The following is a 21,097-nucleotide window of genomic DNA, read 5'->3' as shown; positions in this document are numbered from 1 at the left end:
TAATTAATTTATTTCAGTGACATTCACCCAACGTTGTTCTTTATAAGAACGAGCAATGGCGTCCAGAATGCGTGAAACTTTCCAGCCTTCGGTGAAATCCGGCCAGATCTCTTTATTGCTGGCGATACCATTAAGCAAATCTCTGATTTCCACCGTTTTTTGATCATTGAAACCGATGCCGTGACCGGTACCGTTACAAAATGGTGCGTAGTCAGGATGTTCTGGGCCAATAAGAATAGTTTTAAATCCTTGACGGTTTGCTGGTTCATCGTGGCGGTAAAGTTTTAATTCAGCCATTCTTTCTTGGGTGAAACTTAAAGTGCCTTTTGTGCCTGTGATGATGTAGCTCAAGCCCATTTTGCGGCCACAGGCAACACGTGAAGTCTCAATAATACCCATTGCTCCGCCGCCGAAACGTACCATGGCATGCGCTTGATCTTCGTTTTCTACGGCAACCATGACGCTGGAGCCTATTTTTTCCGGGCGCTCTTTGATGACAATTTCCATGTCTGCGCAAACAGTTTGAATATCACCAACCAGATATTGCGCCATGTTAATGATATGTGCAGCAAGATCACCCAATGCACCTAATCCCGCTTTATCTTTGAAACAGTGCCAGTGAATAGGGCTGAGTGGATCAGCCATATAGTCTTCGTTATGAGTGCCATAGAAGTGAATGATTTCACCAATTTCACCATTTGAAATGATCTCTTTAGCCAGTTGTGACGTGGGGTTTTTCACATAGTTAAACCCTACCAGGGTCTTTACTCCGGCTTTTTGGGCTGCTTCAACCATAAGTTTTGCGTCAGTTGAATTTAGTGCCAGTGGTTTTTCGCAATAAACGTGCTTACCGTGTTTGATTGCTTCGAGGGCCATCTCTTTGTGAAGAAAATTTGGTGAACAGATGTCAACAACATCAATATTAGGATCTGCGACTAGTTCACGCCAATTATCGGTAAAACGTCGGAAGCCTAATGCTTTAGACTGTTTTGCTGCCAGTTCAGCAGAAACTTCCGCTACCATGTCACGAACTAACTTGCCTTTCATTGGGAAAACAGTGGCAGCTTGTGCATATGCAATTGCATGCGTTCGCCCGATGTAACCAGTACCGATTAAGCCGATATGAATCTCTTTCATAGCTGTGTTTCTCCGAATGAAAGCTGGCAAGCTGTCTATTGTTTACTGTAAGTTTGTGTGTGTTGTCAGTTGACCCTGGTTGTTGTCATATTCCCGTTATACGAAACATTTATTTCATTTTCAATTTAATTTGGATTTTTAATTTCGCATTGTGATCTGGTAAGGATTTTTTGGTTAACATGATGTTAAATAGAGGTAATGTTCTCATGGTATATTCATTATTTAGTAGTAAAGGTAAATTAAATGGGGTATTGAAATTTTTGTTCCATTCATGTTCTGGTATATAGTGTGGGCCTTAATGGTGGGAATAAATCACATAATTAATCTCTTCCCTATTGTTGTAGGGAAGAGATTTTTCTATTGCTTTACTTCCTGAGCAAGGATTTACCCATTTTATAGAACACATAAAACAACACTAATGCGGCAAACAAATAATAAATAACCATGATTACTTGGGGGACATGATGTGCGAGAAATACATACATAGAAATTGAACTCAATATAATTAACCATGCAACAGGTTTCACTATAGACCACGGTGTAATATCTACCTGCTCGGTATAAACATCTTCAAATGGTTTGGCTGGAAAGAAGTAGCCAATAGCCAGCATGAAAATGATATTGAGAACAAATAGAATACCGACCAGATGAAAGAAATGCAGATCAATTTTTAAAATGAAGTTGCAGATAATATAAGCGGACATACCGAATAGTAGGCCGAGTTTAGCGGCGATAGGGGGCACACGTTTAGTCATCAGACCAACTAATACTACACTGAGAATCGGTGCATTAAAAATCCCCTGTAATTGTTGAATGAGATAGAACAGGCCATCTGGCGCATTAGCGACTAATGGAGCAACAATCATGGTTGTTAAAGTTAACCCAATCCCCAGATATTTACCAACAGTCACTGTTTGAGCTTCAGTTGCGTTTTTATTAATTCGTTGTCTGTAGATATTGACGGTAAAAAGTGTCATAGATGAATTAAGTCCTCCACTGAATGTAGAGAATACTGCACCGACAACGACAGCCGCAAAGAAACCAACTAATATTTCAGGCAGAACCAGATGTACCAGTTCGGGATAGGCGTTATCGGGGTTATCTATTTGCCCTTTGAAAATATGGAAGGCAATAATGCCTGGCAGAATAATAATAGAGGGAATGATTAACTTAAAGAAAGCACACAGCATGACACCTTTTTGTCCTTCTGCCAGGTTTTTTGCACCAAGGGCTTTTTGAACAATAGATTGATTGGTACACCAGAAAAACATATTGGAAATAATCAAGCCAGTAAATAATGTGGAGAAAGGAACCAGCGAATCTTCACTGCCGATAGAGTTAAATTTATCGGGATTAGCTTGATAAACCTCAACTAATCCTTGCCAGGCATTGCCACTGCCGACGTAGAGCAGAGCAAAAATTGTCACCATTAATCCACCAACGATTAAACCAACTCCGTTAATGGTATCTGCCACTGCAATGGCTTTGATACCACCAAATATGGCATAAATAGCGCCTAATCCACCGACACCCCAAACCATAATCCACAAAGCTGTGGCTTTATTGACACTAAATACCTCAGAAACCTGGAACAGACTTTCCAGCGCAATCGCGCCGGTATACAGCACAATGGGTAGTAATGAAATAACATACATTGCCAGAAATAGAATTGAGGTAATAAATAAGGTATTTTTGTCAAACCGACGTTCAAGATATTCCGGTATGGTTGAAATGCCAAGTTTGAGGTACTTCGGTAGGAAATAAATAGCAAATAAGACGATTGTCATGGCTGCAATAACTTCCCAAGCCATGACGATAAACCCGGTTCGGAATGCCAAGCCATTTAAACCGACTAAATGTTCTGTCGATAGGTTCATCAGCAGCATAGAGCTACCAATATAAACTCCTGTCAGGGAACGGCCACCAAGAAAATAACCTTCAGCAGATTCTGTCAGGCGGGCATTATGTGTTTTGTAATAAGCAAAACCTGCTACTAATAAGGTGAAACCGGTAAATGAGAGAAAAGCTAACATATTATCCTCCATGCCTGATTGACTGTTTTTAGGCAGTAATATGCTGACGGGAAAAAAGGTTTTTCCCGTTTTTATGGTGAAAATAAATGTGAGTCAGTTATTCAGGTGTGGTCCTGTTTTATAATCTGACTTCTTGGCCGGAGTGCAGGGATTCGAGCGCTTTATCTGCCAGATAAAGTGCTTGTTTGCCATCAGAGCCATTGCATTCTGGTATAGCCCGGTCAGACATGACATCGACAAAATGATCCCATTCAGCAATATATGCTTCTCGATAACGTTGCAGGAAGAAATGCTCTGGCTTGGCCGTTAAACAACCCGTGTTTTCCCAAAGTTCAACACTGTTTTCTTTGATGTTACCAGCACGGAGTAAGCCTTTTTCACCATGCAGTTCAATCCGCTGATCATAGCCATAACCGGAACGTCGACTATTGGTAATGGCTGCTATTACGCCTGATGGAAATTTCATAACAATAAAGGCGGTATCGATATCATCGGCCTGCCCAATTGCGGGGTCAATTAAGTTACTGCCTTGTGCATAGATCGAATATGGCTCTTCACCGATAATAAAACGTGCCATATCGAAATCATGGATTGTCATATCTCGGAACATACCACCAGAGACTTTGACATATTCAACAGATGGAGGAGAAGGATCACGGGAAGTAATCAGCAGAGATTCAGCTTTTCCTATCGTGCCAGCATCAAATAGGGTTTTTATTCGACGAAATTGAGGATCGTAACGACGGTTAAAGCCAACAAATAGCGGGACCTGATATTGTTTAATCGTCTCAAGGCAATGATGAACACGTTCAATATCCAGGTGAATGGGTTTTTCACAGAAAATTTTTTTGTGATGCTTTGCTGCGATTTCAATTAGGTTTGCATGAGTGTCTGTTGCTGAAGCAATAAGAACACCCTCTATTTTGGGGTCAGACATGGCCTGTTCAATAGTCTGTATTTTTGTCTGATATTTCTGTGCTAAAAGTTCTGCACTTTTCTTATGCGGATCGATAACGGAATAAAGGCAGGTTTCTTTATGGTTAGCGATATTTGCCGCATGTACTTGTCCAATCCGTCCGGCGCCAAATAATGCAATGTTGAACATAAATGCTCCTTGATACCTGGGTAATCTGCTTTGGGTATACTTAAAAATATATCAATTAGAATATTTATTTCAATTTTACAATGATTGGAAATTATGTTTTTGCGTGACGGATAGCATTTTATTAATGATAATATTAAATTTGTGTTAAATAGATCACGTAAAGTGAGGGGAGTAGTAGATGGATTGATAAAAATTTCCTTTTAAAACAAATTATAACGTGTATTTTGTTAAGTAATTGCTATGTTTGGCGATAGGGGGTAAAGGAAAAGAAAAGGTGATTTTTTTCGAAATAAAAATTTCAAAATGACATTAGGCATGTGATTAGATAAGGAAAAATAACCTGCCACGCATCTGGGTGAAAGAAGGCGGTTTATTCTGACACAATTTAACGTGTTGGCAGGATTTGTTTGCGGTCTGTAGCCTGTCAAATGACAGGCTACCAACTTTTAGTATTGACGTATTTTGGTTGAAACCATCTCCTTTATCTTCTCTGAAGCGGATTCTATAGTGGGATTTTTGGCTACTTGCGCTGTTCCTATTCGCCACCATGATTCATAGTCATGTGTCATGGTCTTAGGTAGAACTTTGATATCTATTAACACTGGTACAGTTTGTTTTCTGGCTTCCTGTAATGCATAAAGCAATTGCTGTTCATCGTGAACTCGGTAACTTTTGCAGCCGTAGCTTTCTGCATTTTTGGCAAAATCAACTTTAATCAGTTTTCCATCCATGCACCCATTTTTGGGGTTTCGATAACGGTTTTCTGTTGCAAAACTGCCCATTCCTTGACTCATTTGTAAGTTATTGATACAGCCGAATCCAGCATTATCAAATAGCAATACCGTGATCTTAATGTTTTCCTGTACTGCGGTTTGCAGCTCTGAATGAAGCATCATATAAGAACCATCACCTACCATGGCATAAACGGGTTGGTCTGGGCATGCTATTTTGGCGCCAACAGCTGCCGCTATCTCATAGCCCATGCAGGAATAGCCATACTCAAGATGATAGGTGTCTGGTTGCTTGGGCTGCCATACTCGCTGTAAATCACCGGGAAGGGAACCTGCTGAGCCGACAATAATAGCTTCCGGTTCAAGATGTCTGTCCAGCAATCCTAGTACTCTGGTTTGTGTCAACTGGGTTTGTAATGTCTGGCTGTATTCTTCCAATTTATCATCAAGATGGCCGGAAATTTCTGGAATGAAGCCTTGCTGATATTGAATTTCGAACAAGCGGTTTAATTCTTTTCGCCATGCTTCCCGTACCTGAGAAATTTCATTCTGATAACCACTGCGATAACTTAGCTGAGTAAGTTTCTCTGCAATGGCGTTTAATCCCTCACGGGCATCTGCTACGACGGGGACAGCATCTAGTTTATAGGCGTCGAATTCCGTTACGTTGATGGTGAGAAATTCTACATCCGGGTTTTGAAATAGGGATTTGGATGCAGTAGTGAAATCAGTAAACCGGGTACCGATGCCAATAATCAAATCGGCTTCTTTGGCTATCAGGTTTGCCGCAAGACAGCCTGTTGTGCCTAAACCACCGCAATTGAGTGGATGATCGGCAACTACAGCACTTTTTCCTGCTTGTGTTTCAGCAAAAGGGATATTGAAGTTTTCTGCGAACTGACGGAAAGCCTTGTGTGCTTCTGAATAGCGCACACCACCACCGCAGATTAGCAGCGGTTTTTTCTTACGGCTAATGAGTGCTACGGCATTGTTGATCATGGCAGAGGAAGCAGGGCGGCGTTCAATGCGATGAATCCGTTTTTGAAAGAAGTAGTCAGGAAAATCCCAAATCTCACCTTGAACATCTTGTGGTAGACAAATTGTGACAGCGCCTGTATCGGCAGGATTTGTCAGAACCCGTATCGCATTAATCATAGCGCTCATTAACTGCTCAGGTCTGGAGATGCGGTCCCAGTAACGGGAAACCGGACGGAAACAGTCATTAGTGCTGATAGTGTAGTCATAGAACTGTTCAACCTGTTGTAAAACCGGATCAGGCTGGCGACAGGCGAATGTATCGCCGGGTAGTAATAATAGAGGAATACGATTGGCGGTTGCGGTTGCCGCGGCTGTTACCATGTTGGCGGAACCAGGGCCAACCGATGAGGTAACAGCAAAAATCTGTTTACGTTTTTTTTGCTTGGCAAAACCTGTTGCAATATGGGCCATGCCTTGCTCATTGCATCCCTGATAAACGGTTAAATGGCCGGGATCTTGTTCCAGTGCCTGCCCCAATCCGACAACATTACCGTGACCGAAAATGGTAAAAACGCCTCTGATGAATGGATATTGTCCATCATCTGTTTCCACATATTGCTGATTCAGGAATTTCACCAATGCCTGAGCGGTTGTCATTGTTAACTTGCTCATTTACAGAACTCCAATTTATTCCATAGTTGGCATCACAAAACTGCTGGAATGATGTTCTAATCGGATACTTGCCGGCCAGCGGCTGGTGACTGTTTTCATGCGGGTGTAGAAGCGAACACCATCATTGCCGTGAACGTTAAGTGGACCAAAAATTGAGCGTTTCCAGCCACCAAAACTGTGGAATGCCATGGGTACTGGAATGGGGATATTGATGCCTACCATACCCGCGTGTACGTCTTCGCTGAACTGGCGGGCTGTTTCTCCATCGCGGGTGAATATAGCGGTACCATTACCATATTGATGTCCGTTAATTAATGTTAACGCGGTGGCATAATCGGGTACACGAACAATTGCCAGTACTGGGCCGAAGATCTCTTCTTGATAGATTTTCATATCTGGTGTGACGCTATCAAACAGCGTCGGGCCAATAAAATAGCCGTTTTCATAGCCGGGAATGTTGAGTTGACGGCCATCAATTAACAAGTTAGCCCCTTGTTGTTCGCCATTAGCGATATAGTCACAGATTTTAGCTCTATGCTGGGCGGAGATAACGGGTCCCATATCATGTTCTTTGCTTGCCACAATACCGGGACCGACAGACATTTTGTTGATCTGTTGACGTAATTTTTCAATTAGCGCATCAGCCGTTTCATCCCCAACTGCCAATACAACAGACAATGCCATGCAACGTTCACCTGCTGCTCCAAAAGCGGCACCTGTAATAGCGTTACTCGCCATATCAAGATCGGCATCTGGCATCAGAATACAGTGGTTTTTTGCACCACCTAGCGCCTGGCAGCGTTTCCCATGAGCAGAGGCGGTTGTGTAGATATATTCAGCGACAGGAGTCGAACCAACAAAGCTGACGGCTTGTACTCTTGGGTCCGTAAGTAATACATCGACGACTTCTTTATCGCCGTTGACAACATTAAATACGCCGTTGGGTAAACCGGCTTGTTGAAGCAGTAGCGCTAATTCAATAGCAAGAGAAGGATTTTTTTCTGATGGTTTTAGTACAAAAGTGTTTCCCGTAGCCAGTGCGATAGGAAACATCCACATAGGAACCATGGCTGGAAAGTTAAAAGGGGTAATTCCGGCGCAAACACCTAAAGGCTGCATTAATGAATGGCTATCCACACCCGTTCCGGTATTAGCGGAATGTTCACCTTTTTGCAAATGAGGAATGCCACAGGCAAATTCAACAACCTCCAAACCACGTGTTAATTCACCGATAGCATCTGAATAGATTTTTCCGTGCTCTTCTGTAATCAAGCGTGCCAGTTTGCCTATATTAGCTTCCAGTAATGTTTTGAACTGGAACATCACACGAGCCCGTTTGAGAGGTGAAACTTTAAACCATTCGCTGTAAGCCTGATGGGCAATTTCAATCGCTTGTTCAACCTCAGAGGCGGTACTAAGTGCTATCTGGCGAATTTGTTCACCTGTAGCTGGATTAAAAACAGGAGAAAAACGGGAACTATGACTGGGAATGAGTTGCCCGTTAACGTAATTCTTTATTTGTTCCATGCTGAGTCTCTCTCGTGAATTTTGATGTTTGTACTGAATCGAAAACGTTAGTCATAGATATATGAAATATTTGTTTCGCTTTCAATTTAATTTAGAATAAAAGGTGATTAATGTGATCGGGGTAAAGTTCTTATGAATTACAGGTAATTGAATGAATAATTAGGTACTAATCAATAAGGTAATAATAATAATTCGTTACATTTAATGGATTATTTATTTCATTTTTAACTATGAAAATGCAATACAATTCAACTTATAATGTAAAACTATTACAATTGCTGACAATAAATTTTATGGGGGATTTATGTCTGTAGCATCGAATCTGAATGAATTTCAAGAGCAAGTCCGTTCCCGCTATGGTGAATTAAGTAAACGCTTACAACAAGTGGCTCGATATGTGCTGGATAATACCAATAGTGTGGCTTTTGATACTGTTGCTGTGATAGCCAGAGAAGCAGATGTTCCTCCATCAACATTAATTCGTTTTGCTAATGCGTTTGATTTCAGTGGCTTTAATGAAATGAAACAGCTATTTCGTATGCATATGGTGGAAGAGACGGCTAGTTATGCAGACAGAGCCAGACTATTCAGAGAATTGGATGGCGAACAGGAGCCGCCAGAAGATCCTCAACATATTTTGCAGGAGTTTGCTCGTTCTAATGTACAGGCTATGCAACAGCTGGCTGCCAGAACTGCCCCCGAAGATTTAAAGCACGCAGTAGATTTATTGGCTCAGGCTAAGAGTATCTACATCATTGGGCTGCGTCGCTCTTTCAGTGTGGCGGCTTATCTTACTTATGCTCTAAGTCATCTGGAATGCCGTCCCTTGCTGGTGGATGGCTTGGGAGGAATGTTCAGGGAACAGATTAACTTAATTGGGGAAGAGGATATTGTCGTTTCAATCAGTTTCACTCCTTATGCAGAAGAGACACTGATGATCAGTGAGAGAGCGGCGAAAGCAGGGGCAAAACAGATTGTGATTACTGATAGCCAGATTAGTCCTCTTGCCAGTTTCAGTGATGTCTGTTTTGTGGTTAAAGAAGCGCAGGTGGACGCATTCCGTTCTCAGTCTGCTACTCTGTGTTTGGTGCAATCTTTGGCGGTTGCTCTGGCTTATCGGCAAGGAAGTGATCTTTAATTGTGAGATAACTCTCTTGTATTCCTGATAAACAACTAACCCGCAGATTCAGCGGGTTAGTTGTTTATTAAACTAACGGAAAGTGCACAATTTAAATAGAGTTTAAACCTGATATTGATAACTGATTTGTTATGTGTAAATGTTATTGATTCCTATTGACAATAATTATTTAATAGTTATTCGAAGTTATGGTTTTAAAGAGGGATCATATGATGATTAAAGGATCGCGTTACATTTTTGTCATTTTATCTGCAATTTCTTTCCAGGTATTTGCCTTAAATTTTGACTACAAAAGTGATATTCCGGCTGACAATAAGCCATCAGCAGACTATTTGAAGAAACGGGAAAATCTCCAATCCAAGCATTGGAATGTCAATGAACTCATTGCGGATAATGAAGCCGCAGAAAAGCTAGAGCAGGAAAAACAAGAAGGATATGAAAAGAAATATACTGCAAATTGGCAAGAGAGCTGGAGATTTAATGATGAAGCTAATAAGAGAATTAATCGGGAAATTGAACGGGAGATTAAAATCAAAGAGAATGGTGGCATGACGAGAAGTAACTTTTTTGATAGAGAATGAGCACTACCCAAAGAGATCTCATAGTAAATTGAGTGATCTGTCGGAAGAAACCGGCAGTTTGTCGATAATTGTTGGCAGCCTTTCGAAAGAATTTCCTCTGCTGTTATGTGAATATATACCCAATGGATTTCAAGATGGATCGCGACGGCAAGGGAGCGAATCCCCAGGAGCATAGCTAACTATGTGACTGGGGTGAGTGCAGCCAACAAAGAGGCAACTTGAAAGATAATGGGTATAGTGATTTCACATTGAGGAGAGGAGTATATGGAACAGATCGAATGGGCTGACTTTGAGAAAGTTGATATGCGAGTTGGCACAATTGTTTCGGTAGAATTGAATCCTAAAGCCAGCAAACCTGCCTATAAATTACACATTGATCTTGGTGAGTTAGGTGTTAAAAGTTCAAGCGCCCAGATAACGGTGCATTACACGCCTGAGCAATTGATTGGCCGTCAAGTTCTTTGTGTATGTAATTTTCCGCCAAAGCGGATCGCAGGTGTCAAATCAGAGGTATTGTTAACAGGCGGTATGGATGAAAATGGTGCAGTGGTGATCGCAGAATTTACTCTTCCTGTCCCAAATGGTCATAAGTTATTGTAACCTGTGCTATTTTATTGCCGAATAAATAGAGTGTATTTTAATTATCGGCGATAAACATGGCTCCTCAATTACCTTCATTACATTTGCGTCAGTATTCAACTGAAACTATCAGCCATAGCCATCACGGACTATGGCAGTTTGTTTTTGGTTATAACGGGCAATTGGAATTAAATATAGGAGGGGAGCAAGGAGTTGTTAACTCCCGGAATGTTGTTGTAATCCCCCCTGATACTAAGCATAGTTTTTTCGCCAGCGGTGAAAATCAGCAATTAGTATTGGAATTACCTTCGGCGCAGTTTGGACCATTACAGCATGGTGATTCTTTTTGGCAACCGTTACCTGAGTCTGCATTGGCTCTTATTAAATGGTTGCATGATTACCCACAACCTTCAGCCAGCCATGCCGATGTTGCCCGTTTGCTATTGGCTCAGTTACCGCAAATAAGTTCATCTTCAGCGCTGATAGTAAAACTGAATCAGGGGCTTTCTGGGCGTTTACATGAGAAAATGACCGTGATGGATATGGCCGATATTTGCACGGTATCTGTCAGCACTTTGCATCGAAAACTTTTTATCGCAACGGGAATGAGTCCAATGGCTTATTTGAAAACATGCCGGATGAAACTCGCTTATAATTTATTGGTCAACAGTTATAATTCTTTGGCTGATATCGCATTTTTGTCCGGCTATGCTTCCCAGTCTGCTTTTACCTTTGCATTTAATCAGCATTATGGTTGTACGCCTGCTCGATTACGCAAGACAAAATGATATTTCCAGATATTGAAATATATAAAGCCATCTTATGAGCAGATGGCTTTATTGTAAGTTTAATATTTACTGGGCTTTTGCCTCTGATTTGTCAGCATTATTAAGCAGGCGACGTATTGGCACGATTAATACCATCAGCACAACTGCACAGATGACCAGAGCCAGAGATACGCGGGAGAATAGATCGGGCAGGTTGTCCAGTTGGTCAGCGCGGACCTGTCCACCAATTAGACCCGCAGCCAGATTACCCAGTGCACTTGCACAGAACCACAGGCCCATCACTTGACCACGCATACGGGATGGTGCCAGCAGAGTCATAGTTGCAAGCCCAATAGGGCTGAGGCACAGTTCTCCGAGAGTCATCAATAAAATACTTGCGACCAGCCAGAGTGGAGAAACGGTTTCACCTGTTGCTAGTACATTCTGTGCAGCCAGAATCATTAGACCAAAACCACCGGCACCAAACAAAATACCAATAATAAATTTACTGATGCTACTCAGGTTGACATTATTTTTGGCTAACATAGGCCAGAACCAACTGAATACTGGGGCTAGCAGAATAATAAATAGTGAGTTAATTGACTGGAACCATACTGTTGGGATCTCAAATCCCATCACAATCCGGTCTGTATAATCATTGGCAAACAGGTTGAATGAAGTCGGCTTCTGTTCAAATGCAGACCAGAAGAATGCAGCAGATACCAGTAGAATAAAACAAACCAGTAAACGGGAACGATCACTACTGCTCAAACCGGCAAACAGGAACAGATAGATAAAGTAAAGCGTTACACAGGATGAGATCATATAGACCATCGTACTGGCTACAGCTACCGGATTGAATGGAATTACACCAAGGATTAGCAAAGTAATAATAGCAATCATAGCGATAACAGCAGTAAAGACCCATTTACCAACGTTTTTGCGTTTAACCGTGGGGTAATCCCAGCTTGAGTCCAAACCACTCTCTTTATCATAGCTGCGCATTGAGGGAATTGCGTAGAAACGGAATATCAACAGAGCAACCAACATGCCCAGTCCACCGATACCAAAACCCCAGTGCCAGCCATAGTCACGAATCAGCCAGCCTGTAATCAGTGGAGAGATAAACGAACCTATATTAATCCCCATATAGAATAAGGAAAAACCGCCATCACGACGCGGGTCATCTTTTTTGTACAGAGTCCCGACCATGACTGTGATACAGGTCTTAAACAGCCCGGTACCTAATACGATCAGCAGTAGACCAATAAAAAACAGGTGATGGTTTAGGAAGGCGGAAAGGGCGATAGATAAGTGTCCTAATGCAATAATAATAGAACCGTACCAGACTGCCCGACGTTGACCTAACCAGTTGTCCGCCAGCCAACCGCCGGGCAGTGAAGTTAGATAAACACTCCCGGCAAAAATACCGACGATAGCAGATGCCTGTTCACGGGGAATACCCATCCCACCATCATAAATGGTTGCTGCCATAAACAAGATCAAAAGTGGGCGAATGCCGTAGAAAGAGAAACGTTCCCACATTTCGGTAAAGAACAAGGAACTTAATGGATAAGGATGCCCGAAGAAGGTTCGGTTTTTTGTATTGTTAATAGAGGATTGCATCTAAGTTTTCCTAATAATACTACACTCCAGGAGTGTGGTGTATGAGACAAATAAAGCTTTTAAAAAGCTCTTTCAGATTTAGGTCTGGAGCAAAAAAAAGCCGCATTCTTATTAAATGACGTCCTGTCTTATTAATATATATTTAACATATTTTCCGGCCAATTTTATTGGTAGACAGGATGTCTCGTACTTTATATTTCATTTTTCAGAGAAAAATCCGATAGAAATCTCATTTTTTACCATTGGTTGATTAAAACAAGGGGCGGACTATTGACTTGCCTATATTTATATCTGGGGGATTTTTATCAATAAGAATAAGTTAAAGTGAAAATCACATAATATTTATAATATATAAATATTAGTTTTAGTAGCCAATTATTGAAGGTAATTATAAAAAGTAAGAAAGTAAAGATGTTTAATTATCAGCTTTGTTTTTATTTGTCAGTTTTATATTAGTTTTGATTTCTTATATAAAACTCAGAGATAAACCAAATTAAAATACATAACATCAATATTGAAAAAAATAAGGATTATTGGATTGTACACAAAAGTTATCGCGGCTGTTTCTTGAGTGAAGAAACAGCCGTTGAGGGTATTTAATGGGTTCTATCAGCTTGACCGTACAGAGAAGGCATACCTTCAGGCCGAGTTTTAAAGCGACGATGTAACCACATATATTGTTCAGGAGCCTGTAAGATTTCCTGTTCTACGACTTTGTTCATAAAAGTAGCGGCTTTCACTTCATCACTTTTTGGAAATCCATCTACTGCTGGCTGAATAATGAGTTCATAGCCTTTTCCGTCAGGCAAACGGCGGGGAGTGAATGGGATCATTGCCGGATCGGCAAGACGTACAAGTATTGAGGTACCTGTGGTAGTAGCTGCATGTTCTACCGCAAATAATGGTGCAAATACGCTTTTTCGTGGACCGTAATCATGATCTGGTGCGTACCAGACAATTTCACCATTTTTAAGGCAGCGGATCATGCCCTTAAGATCTTTCCGGTCCAACATATATTTGTTGGAGCGCAATCTTCCCCATGTTTGCAGCCAGTCCATAACTGGATTGTCATTTGGGCGATAGACACCAATGCCCGGATTTAGCGTGCCGAGAATTCGGGCGCCCAGTTCCAACGTGAGGAAGTGGATACCAATAACGATAATTCCTTGCCCGGTAGACTGAATTTTCTGAATATTTTCCCGTCCGGTTACTTTAAACCAGTGTTCTATTCGCCAGTCCGGCCAAAACCAGGCCATACCCGTTTCAAATATTCCCATGCCGACAGATTCGAAGTTTTTGACTAGCATCTCGTTACGTTTTTCTTGTGGAATGTCAGGAAAACATAACTCAAGATTTCTTTCGGCGATTTTTGCACGCCTTTTTAGAAAACGCATGGAGAATCTGCCCAGACGGGTACCTAGCCAGTAAATAACTGGATAGGGGAGCAGAACCAATAAGTAAAGTAGGCCGATACCAAACCAGGTAGGCCAATAACGAGGATGAAGCAGTGAACGTTGAAAAGAAGGTGCTTGTATCATGGATTCTCTGGTTATTTAATTCCAACAATATGGATAAAACAATATATCTATTGTGACATCTTTTGGTTAGATGTCGAAGTTTTCAGACTTAAAATATTTATGAGATCGATGGTGGATAATATTCTGACCAATTCCGTCAAACTGCTGGCTACCTTCTTTGGGTAGATAATGGTGTACTCATTGATCATTCAGTTTTGATGTCTGCGAAAATAATATTTATAAATTATTGATAAATAATCATTAAAATAGTTTTTCAGAAGCTATTTACAATTCTCATGGACAATATTACTGTATGCTTAAACAGTGATGTTTGTTGAGGGAAAAATTATGCATGTAGAAGTAACTATCAATAAATCTAAGAAGTTGCCAAAAGGTGCTGTCCCTGCCCTAGCTGTAGAACTGGATAAACGCCTTAAGTATCTTTGGCCTGATATTAAGACTAATGTGAAATTAGCAAGTAGTGATGGGCTGTCTATTCGCGGTGGTACTTCCAATGATAGGGAACTCATTGAAGAGATTCTACAAGAAACATGGGAAAGCGCTGATGACTGGTTTCAACCTTGAGGATTAGGATTAGGATTAGGATTAGGCTGCTGGCAGTTTGTTGCCAATAAATTCGCAATCAATTGAAGGGAGGATGGATTCCTCCCTGATTTCAATTACCATGCTATAAATTGCTACTCGTTGAAAATCATTTTCGTTATCATATACCTTTGATGGCGGAGGCCATCACTTATACATCCACTCTTATGACTTATCATTTAGGAAAGTACACCATGCCAGTGTTACATAACCGCATTTCTAATAAAGAGCTGAAAGCACGTATGCTAGCGGAGACTCAGCCTCGTACTACCATCTCTTTTTATAAATATTTTAATATATTAGATCCTTGGGCTTTTCGTAATAATCTTTATCAACAATTTACCGAGCTTGCAGTATTTGGCCGGGTTTATATTGCCAAAGAAGGGATCAATGCGCAGATAAGTGTGCCAACCCATAATATGGAAGCGTTGAAAGCTTTATTGTATTCCATTGATCCTGCTTTAGATAATCTGAGATTGAATATTGCACTTGATGATGATGGGAAATCTTTCTGGGTTTTGCGTATGAAAGTACGTGATCGTGTCGTCGCTGATGGAATTGAAGATGAAACTTTTGATCCATCAAAAACGGGTGAATATCTTAAGGTAGAGCAGGTTAACCAGATGCTGGATGATCCTGATACGCTATTTGTTGATATGCGTAATCACTATGAATACGAAGTAGGGCATTTTGAAAAGGCAATTGAAATTCCGTCCGATACTTTCCGCGATCAATTGCCAATGGCAGTAGAAATGTTGCAGGATAATAAAGATAAGAATATTGTGATGTATTGTACAGGTGGTATTCGTTGTGAAAAGGCCAGTGCTTATATGTTGCATAATGGTTTTAAAAAAGTGTATCACGTAGAAGGCGGTATTATTGAATATGCCCGTAAAGCCAAGGAACAGGGATTGCCGGTACGTTTTATTGGTAAGAACTTTGTATTTGATGAGCGGATGGGAGAACGTATCTCAGATGATGTGATTGCTCATTGCCATCAATGTGGTGCGCCTTGCGATAGCCATACTAATTGCAAAAACGATGGTTGCCACTTGTTATTTATTCAGTGTTCGGAATGTGCAGATAAATTTGAAGGCTGTTGCAGTGAAACATGTAGGGAAGAAGTTAGATTACCAGAAACAGAACAACGTACTCGTCGGGCTGGTCGTGAAAATGGAGCTAAAATATTTAATAAATCTCGGTATCGTCTACAGGATGGAATGAGTTTAACTAAGTAAGAATGTTAATAACTGGCACAGAAATTCATGTGCCAGTTTATCTTTAGGTAATGGATTTTTTAATAGAGATATTTAAATACGTTGTAGATAAAACAGAGTTCAATTCTATTACGTACATTGATTTTCTCTGCAATATGCCTTTTATGAGAATATACTGTACTATTACTAATCCTTAACTTTTGGGATATCTGATAATTTGGAACTTCTTTCATCCAGTAGTTAATTATTTTATGTTCTTGTGGACTGAAAATAGAACAACATTCATCAATTTTTTCACGGTATTTCTGAATTTCCTGTAATGTTGTTTGACCCAGTTTGTTAAGTAAATAGGGAAGATTTCTCTTTGTTAGAAGAAAAACATTACTTTTCAATATAATATAGTTATCACAGTAAGGGTATGGATTATTAAGGTATATATAAATACGAGTATTATCTAAAAGGGTAATAAATTTATGTAAATTGGAGCAGTAACTGGTATGGTGACAATAATGAGTCAGGTTAGCTAAAACAATGTCAGGAGAAAAATGATTTATAATATCTATAGCTTCATTAATTGAAGAACAGCTAGCGGTTTCAATATCCTCAATGTTGTCATTTTTCTTTAAAAACTCACTAATACCTGAACGGGTATAATAGCATTCTTCAACTACTAAGATTTTCATTATTGTACATCCCTGTTCCTGTTGGGCGGAGTTCACAATAAACGCCTTATCTGTTAAGAGTCAACTCGGCAATTGCGATAATAAAGTCAGATTAATCCGAAGTTATTATATAATGGTATGGTATTCCAGATAAAATCGTTGAGATGAATCAATGTACCTCCAAGCTGGACACCCATTTGTTTGGGTGTCCGAATTTAAGATTAGTGCTTAATATGGTTCAGATCGCTGTATTCAGAGGATTCGATCTTTTCTATTCCTGCTTGGAGGATGTATATCAATTGCTTTGCAATGTCAGTTGTCAACCATAAGGTTCGGTCTACCATGACATGTTCTGGTGTTTGATCTTGGGAGGACAAGTAGTGAAGGCGTAACATCACTGCATCATACGTATCAACCGTACTGACATCCCAACCTACAACAGGATGCGTTTGAATAACTTCATCTTTACTGCCCATAAAACCTCCTAATCAGATCGCCGCATTAATTATTAATATCATTGACTAAGAGCAAACTACCTCATTCCTGAATGAGTTATTATTAGTATATGCTTTTTAATAAAAGTAAGAAGGTTTTTTGTTAGGAATTATTATCCGGCTTGTTGGTAGGTTGATAACTATACCCAATGGATTTCAAGATGAATCGCAACGGCAAGGGAGCGAATCCCCAGGAGCGTAGGTAACTCTGTGACCGGGGGGAGTGAGTGTAGCCAACAAAGAAGCAACTTGAAAGATAACGGGTATATACGAATTAATGGGGATGATGACCATCCCCACATATATCAATCTGCTGTTTTTACTTCCCAACGGGCATCTTCGCCAGCCAGGAACGGAATAAGCCTTTCATTGCCACAATCAATGTGTTCAATGATCGTAGAAGATTTGCGAGTCAGTTCGACAAATCCTTCGTTAACGGGTAATCCGTAGAATTTAGGGCCATTAAGGGAACAGAAAGCTTCAAAATGCTGTAATGCATTTATCTCTTCGAATACTGTTGCGTAAGCAGGTAATGCTGATGGGGCATTAAATACGCCAGCACAACCACAAGATGATTCTTTTTTATGTTGTGCATGTGGTGCAGAGTCTGTACCTAGGAAGAAGCGATCACATCCACTGGCGACGGCTGTGCGTAAAGCATTTTGGTGAACATTGCGTTTCAGAATGGGCAGGCAATACAGGTTTGGACGGATACCACCAACCAGCATATGGTTGCGGTTGAACATTAAGTGCTGTGGCGTTAACGTTGCTGCTAGATTGTCATCACCCTCAAGGACATATTGCGCTGCTTCTTTGGTTGTTATGTGTTCAAACACGACTTTCAGTGTGGGAAACTGGTTACGTAATGGCTCCATGACTTGTTCGATAAAACGGGCTTCACGGTCAAAAATATCAATATGAGGAGCAGTAACTTCACCGTGGACGAGCAGAGGCATCCCCAGTTTTTCCATAACGTTTAGTAGTGGATAAATGTTCTTAATATCAGAGACACCGTGGCTTGAATTGGTTGTGGCGTTGGCAGGGTAGAGCTTACAGGCAGTGAAAATTCCTTCTTTATAACCGACCTCTATTTGGGAACTGTTGGTAGAATCAGTGAGGTAACAAGTCATAAGAGGCTGAAAATTGTGCCCTTTAGGGATAGCTGCCAATATTCTGTTTCTATAGGCTTTGGCACGACCAACCTCTGTTATCGGAGAAAGCAGATTAGGCATGACGATAGCTCGGCCAAAAAAGTGACTAGTATAAGGAACGACAGTTTTTAGCGTTTCACCATCACGGAAATGAATGTGCCAGTCATCAGGGCGGCGGATTTTTATTGTATATGATTCAGTGGTCATGAAACCGGCTCCAGTATATATAATAGAAAAGACAAGTGCTGAATTCAGCATGTTCAAGCCGGGAATGGATAATAAAGTGAAAAAGATTAAATAGCTATTGATGAATGTAACTTTCAACGAAAATTCCACCCAAATCAATTAGATTAGGGTAGTGTAGGGTAACCAGAGGTAGATTTTCTTATAAACAGGGAAAAATGAAACATGAGGGTAAAATGATATGAAGTTGGCTCCTCCAACTGGACTCGAACCAGTGACATACGGATTAACAGTCCGCCGTTCTACCGACTGAACTATGGAGGAACTCCTTCACAACGGGGTGCATATTAGCGATACATTTTTGCTTTGTCAAAGCAGAAAACAACAAATAGGGTTTGTTTGCTGGCAAACTGAACTTGTTGATCTGTTTTTGTGCTAAACAATGGCTGGTTGCAGGAATTGTATGCTAGGAATGTAGGTTGAATAGCATTATTACATTGAATGTTGGGTCGTAAGAGCGGTAGTGTAAATCAGAAAAGCAAAAAGCCCGCATTAAGCGGGCTCTTCATAATTTGGCTCCTCCAACTGGACTCGAACCAGTGACATACGGATTAACAGTCCGCCGTTCTACCGACTGAACTATGGAGGAATCGTTCCTGAGAACGAGGCGAATAATAGCTGGGTATTTTAGGCTTGTCAAAGGGGAAAACTGCAAATTGAGTTTGATTGATTAACTGGTGTTCAAAATGGCGTTTGTTTGCTATTTTTTAGTCAATTAAGTCTCTTAGGACAGGTAATACCAATACTAATTAATATTTATCTATGATAGTTAGGTAGGGGGAATATTATCTATTTTTTTATTTAAAATATAATTAACTGGGGATATTAAAAATATAATGAAATATATTTTTAATTGTTTTTTAATGTTATTTATAGGTGATTTGTATTTCTTGCTAATCTTCCTATTTTGTTTTTTTAATAGATCGTGTATTGTCTTTTGATATTTATTAGTGGATTTTTTCGTCTACAATTCTTAATTGAAAGAGTAATTAATTATTTCAATCATAAATTGGAAAGCATAGTATCAGTCTAGGAAAAATAGTTCTCCGTTGATAATGAGGTTTTATCTGGTGTTAATGGATTAATATGTTATTAAATTAATAATTATTTTATATTTGTATATAATATGCAATAAAGTAAATAATATTTTACCAGAAAAGAGTGGCTAATTTTTCTGTATTTTTTATATAAAATGAGGAAAAGTCATGAAGTTCTTAATTAATACTGATGTAACTAACTGGGTTTCACATAAAGATTGGTTCAACGTTCCATTACGATTGTTTATAGTTCTAAAAGATGATGATTATTCTGTATCATTAGATAATTACAAAAGTAAAATTTCAGTACATGGTTTGAGTGAAGGAGAATATGAAATTGTAAATAACAATAAAATATTCGACTCTATTAGCAGGGCATCTGAAGTTTTAGTAAAAATTAAAACAGATCAAAAAGCTAATGCCACAATTAAGTTTGTTGCGGAAGTAACTGATGCTAGTGGTAATGTGGTTGCTGAAGCTGTTCTGGATCGATTCAAACTGAAGTCAGTGGGATTATCAGCACCTATATATCCGGCAAATTATGATAATATAATTGATAGCAATGATATAAATTCAGGAGTTAAAGTACTTTTTGTTGATTCTAATATTCTGAAAAATCATGAAGTAAAATTCATTTTTGATGATACTATTGTCTCTGTTCCAAACACTCAGGATAGCAATGATATCCGCAGCTTGTCTGTGAAAAGCGATCTTCTTACTAGCGGTAAACACGACAGTGTTTATTACACTATTAGTGAAAGTGGTAGCGCTAAATTTTCTACTGTTCAATATATAATTGTAGAACTAGATGAAGACCCTGGAACAATTCAGGTTCGCCGTGATTTGGAAATGCCTTATATTGATGAATATGATGAAACGAGAGGCCGACCAATTGGTGAGAGTATTATTGAATATGACATCAATATTATGGTCAGCGATGTTAAACTTCAAAATAAGGAGTTTAAAAAAGGCACAGTTCATATAAGAGGTTATTCTGATGATAATCAGGATGTAGGCGAGCTAGTATTAAAAATAGAATCTTTAGTAGCCAATGAAGATAATGTTGTCCGGTTGGGGATAATTAATCCTGAAGCAAATGCCGATGGCCAGCCAGGTGGAATTGATTTCTTTAATTATATCGGTAATGGTCGGGTAATAATTCATTACGAAATAGAACTTGTTGACGAAGTAAATATACTACACAAATCTAAAGAGAGAATTTATAAAGTGGTTTTGGATTAATCACCCCAGTACCCCTAAATGTGCTATTTTATAAACAAAAAAAAAGCCCAAATTTTA

General features: G+C 39.8%; 17 protein-coding genes and 2 tRNA genes. 7 read left to right on the top strand and 12 right to left on the bottom strand.

Annotated features, from left to right (window positions below; translation table 11 throughout):
* Positions 1 to 3 precede the first annotated feature (3 nt).
* The 5 genes from EAE89_RS12940 to EAE89_RS12920 form a co-directional block, all read right to left on the bottom strand.
* Positions 4 to 1,137: a Gfo/Idh/MocA family protein gene (locus EAE89_RS12940; protein ID WP_054475734.1), complete on the bottom strand. Its 1,134-nt coding sequence runs from the start codon at positions 1,135 to 1,137 to the stop codon at positions 4 to 6.
* 365 nt (positions 1,138 to 1,502) lie between these two features.
* Positions 1,503 to 3,170 (bottom strand): solute:sodium symporter family transporter, encoded by a 1,668-nt coding sequence (locus EAE89_RS12935; RefSeq protein ID WP_214086004.1) that lies wholly within the window; start codon positions 3,168 to 3,170, stop codon positions 1,503 to 1,505.
* Positions 3,171 to 3,288: 118 nt separating this feature from the next.
* Positions 3,289 to 4,275 (bottom strand): inositol 2-dehydrogenase, encoded by a 987-nt coding sequence (gene iolG / locus EAE89_RS12930; protein ID WP_214086003.1) that lies wholly within the window; start codon positions 4,273 to 4,275, stop codon positions 3,289 to 3,291.
* 446 nt (positions 4,276 to 4,721) lie between these two features.
* Entirely contained in the window at positions 4,722 to 6,656 is a 1,935-nt protein-coding gene (gene iolD / locus EAE89_RS12925) for a 3D-(3,5/4)-trihydroxycyclohexane-1,2-dione acylhydrolase (decyclizing) (RefSeq protein ID WP_214086002.1), read from the bottom strand.
* Between the two features lie 15 nt (positions 6,657 to 6,671).
* On the bottom strand, positions 6,672 to 8,183 hold the full coding sequence (locus EAE89_RS12920; protein ID WP_214086001.1) for a CoA-acylating methylmalonate-semialdehyde dehydrogenase: 1,512 nt from the start codon (positions 8,181 to 8,183) through the stop codon (positions 6,672 to 6,674).
* Between the two features lie 304 nt (positions 8,184 to 8,487).
* Between EAE89_RS12920 and EAE89_RS12915 the strand changes: the two genes are divergently transcribed.
* From EAE89_RS12915 to EAE89_RS12900, 4 genes are all read left to right on the top strand, one after another.
* A complete protein-coding gene (locus EAE89_RS12915; RefSeq protein WP_214086000.1) occupies positions 8,488 to 9,321 on the top strand; it encodes a MurR/RpiR family transcriptional regulator in 834 nt (277 codons plus the stop codon).
* Positions 9,322 to 9,530: 209 nt separating this feature from the next.
* The gene (locus EAE89_RS12910) at positions 9,531 to 9,902 is read left to right on the top strand and encodes a hypothetical protein (RefSeq protein ID WP_054475723.1); all 372 of its coding nucleotides are present in this window, start codon (positions 9,531 to 9,533) and stop codon (positions 9,900 to 9,902) included.
* Between the two features lie 264 nt (positions 9,903 to 10,166).
* On the top strand, positions 10,167 to 10,502 hold the full coding sequence (locus tag EAE89_RS12905; RefSeq protein WP_054475721.1) for a tRNA-binding protein: 336 nt from the start codon (positions 10,167 to 10,169) through the stop codon (positions 10,500 to 10,502).
* 56 nt (positions 10,503 to 10,558) lie between these two features.
* Positions 10,559 to 11,269, top strand: a complete 711-nt coding sequence (locus EAE89_RS12900; RefSeq protein WP_054475719.1) for a helix-turn-helix domain-containing protein — start codon at positions 10,559 to 10,561, stop codon at positions 11,267 to 11,269.
* A gap of 66 nt (positions 11,270 to 11,335) precedes the next feature.
* Here EAE89_RS12900 and EAE89_RS12895 read toward each other — a convergent pair whose 3' ends face one another.
* Positions 11,336 to 12,874, bottom strand: coding sequence for a peptide MFS transporter (locus EAE89_RS12895; protein WP_054475717.1), 1,539 nt, complete (start codon positions 12,872 to 12,874; stop codon positions 11,336 to 11,338).
* 596 nt (positions 12,875 to 13,470) lie between these two features.
* Positions 13,471 to 14,412: a Kdo(2)-lipid IV(A) acyltransferase gene (locus tag EAE89_RS12890; RefSeq protein ID WP_054475715.1), complete on the bottom strand. Its 942-nt coding sequence runs from the start codon at positions 14,410 to 14,412 to the stop codon at positions 13,471 to 13,473.
* A gap of 327 nt (positions 14,413 to 14,739) precedes the next feature.
* Between EAE89_RS12890 and EAE89_RS12885 the strand changes: the two genes are divergently transcribed.
* Complete coding sequence (locus EAE89_RS12885; protein WP_054475713.1) at positions 14,740 to 14,976, top strand: DinI family protein; 237 nt, start codon at positions 14,740 to 14,742, stop codon at positions 14,974 to 14,976.
* 212 nt (positions 14,977 to 15,188) lie between these two features.
* On the top strand, positions 15,189 to 16,232 hold the full coding sequence (gene trhO, locus EAE89_RS12880; RefSeq protein WP_054475711.1) for an oxygen-dependent tRNA uridine(34) hydroxylase TrhO: 1,044 nt from the start codon (positions 15,189 to 15,191) through the stop codon (positions 16,230 to 16,232).
* 59 nt (positions 16,233 to 16,291) lie between these two features.
* Here trhO and EAE89_RS12875 read toward each other — a convergent pair whose 3' ends face one another.
* The 5 genes from EAE89_RS12875 to EAE89_RS12855 form a co-directional block, all read right to left on the bottom strand.
* Complete coding sequence (locus EAE89_RS12875; RefSeq protein WP_054475708.1) at positions 16,292 to 16,894, bottom strand: response regulator transcription factor; 603 nt, start codon at positions 16,892 to 16,894, stop codon at positions 16,292 to 16,294.
* 200 nt (positions 16,895 to 17,094) lie between these two features.
* Positions 17,095 to 17,349, bottom strand: coding sequence for a biofilm formation regulator BssS (gene bssS, locus EAE89_RS12870; protein WP_036768721.1), 255 nt, complete (start codon positions 17,347 to 17,349; stop codon positions 17,095 to 17,097).
* Positions 17,350 to 17,672: 323 nt separating this feature from the next.
* On the bottom strand, positions 17,673 to 18,725 hold the full coding sequence (gene pyrC, locus EAE89_RS12865; RefSeq protein ID WP_054475707.1) for a dihydroorotase: 1,053 nt from the start codon (positions 18,723 to 18,725) through the stop codon (positions 17,673 to 17,675).
* A gap of 224 nt (positions 18,726 to 18,949) precedes the next feature.
* Positions 18,950 to 19,025: transfer RNA gene (locus EAE89_RS12860), tRNA-Asn, on the bottom strand.
* Positions 19,026 to 19,274: 249 nt separating this feature from the next.
* Positions 19,275 to 19,350, bottom strand: a tRNA-Asn gene (locus EAE89_RS12855).
* 616 nt (positions 19,351 to 19,966) lie between these two features.
* On the opposite strand from EAE89_RS12855, the gene EAE89_RS12850 reads away from it, so the two are divergent.
* Positions 19,967 to 21,040 carry a hypothetical protein gene (locus EAE89_RS12850; RefSeq protein ID WP_214085999.1) on the top strand — a complete coding sequence of 358 codons (1,074 nt, stop codon included), beginning with the start codon at positions 19,967 to 19,969 and terminating at the stop codon, positions 21,038 to 21,040.
* The last annotated feature ends 57 nt before the right edge of the window (positions 21,041 to 21,097 follow it).

This window comes from Photorhabdus heterorhabditis (genome assembly GCF_018448905.1).
Lineage (GTDB): Bacteria > Pseudomonadota > Gammaproteobacteria > Enterobacterales > Enterobacteriaceae > Photorhabdus > Photorhabdus heterorhabditis.
Note: the sequence above shows the minus strand (reverse complement) of the source record. Positions and strands in the feature narration are given on the sequence as shown.

Bases quoted from the DNA above. Each gene is read 5' to 3' on its own strand.
- iolD (WP_214086002.1), bottom strand. From the start codon at position 6,656: ATGAGCAAGTTAACAATGACAACCGCTCAGGCATTGGTGAAATTCCTG.
- pyrC (WP_054475707.1), bottom strand. From the start codon at position 18,725: ATGACCACTGAATCATATACAATAAAAATCCGCCGCCCTGATGACTGG.
- EAE89_RS12895 (WP_054475717.1), bottom strand. From the start codon at position 12,874: ATGCAATCCTCTATTAACAATACAAAAAACCGAACCTTCTTCGGGCAT.
- bssS (WP_036768721.1), bottom strand. From the start codon at position 17,349: ATGGGCAGTAAAGATGAAGTTATTCAAACGCATCCTGTTGTAGGTTGG.
- EAE89_RS12915 (WP_214086000.1), top strand. From the start codon at position 8,488: ATGTCTGTAGCATCGAATCTGAATGAATTTCAAGAGCAAGTCCGTTCC.
- EAE89_RS12875 (WP_054475708.1), bottom strand. From the start codon at position 16,894: ATGAAAATCTTAGTAGTTGAAGAATGCTATTATACCCGTTCAGGTATT.
- EAE89_RS12935 (WP_214086004.1), bottom strand. From the start codon at position 3,170: ATGTTAGCTTTTCTCTCATTTACCGGTTTCACCTTATTAGTAGCAGGT.
- EAE89_RS12940 (WP_054475734.1), bottom strand. From the start codon at position 1,137: ATGAAAGAGATTCATATCGGCTTAATCGGTACTGGTTACATCGGGCGA.
- iolG (WP_214086003.1), bottom strand. From the start codon at position 4,275: ATGTTCAACATTGCATTATTTGGCGCCGGACGGATTGGACAAGTACAT.
- EAE89_RS12910 (WP_054475723.1), top strand. From the start codon at position 9,531: ATGATGATTAAAGGATCGCGTTACATTTTTGTCATTTTATCTGCAATT.
- EAE89_RS12900 (WP_054475719.1), top strand. From the start codon at position 10,559: ATGGCTCCTCAATTACCTTCATTACATTTGCGTCAGTATTCAACTGAA.
- EAE89_RS12890 (WP_054475715.1), bottom strand. From the start codon at position 14,412: ATGATACAAGCACCTTCTTTTCAACGTTCACTGCTTCATCCTCGTTAT.
- EAE89_RS12850 (WP_214085999.1), top strand. From the start codon at position 19,967: ATGAAGTTCTTAATTAATACTGATGTAACTAACTGGGTTTCACATAAA.
- EAE89_RS12920 (WP_214086001.1), bottom strand. From the start codon at position 8,183: ATGGAACAAATAAAGAATTACGTTAACGGGCAACTCATTCCCAGTCAT.
- trhO (WP_054475711.1), top strand. From the start codon at position 15,189: ATGCCAGTGTTACATAACCGCATTTCTAATAAAGAGCTGAAAGCACGT.
- EAE89_RS12905 (WP_054475721.1), top strand. From the start codon at position 10,167: ATGGAACAGATCGAATGGGCTGACTTTGAGAAAGTTGATATGCGAGTT.
- EAE89_RS12885 (WP_054475713.1), top strand. From the start codon at position 14,740: ATGCATGTAGAAGTAACTATCAATAAATCTAAGAAGTTGCCAAAAGGT.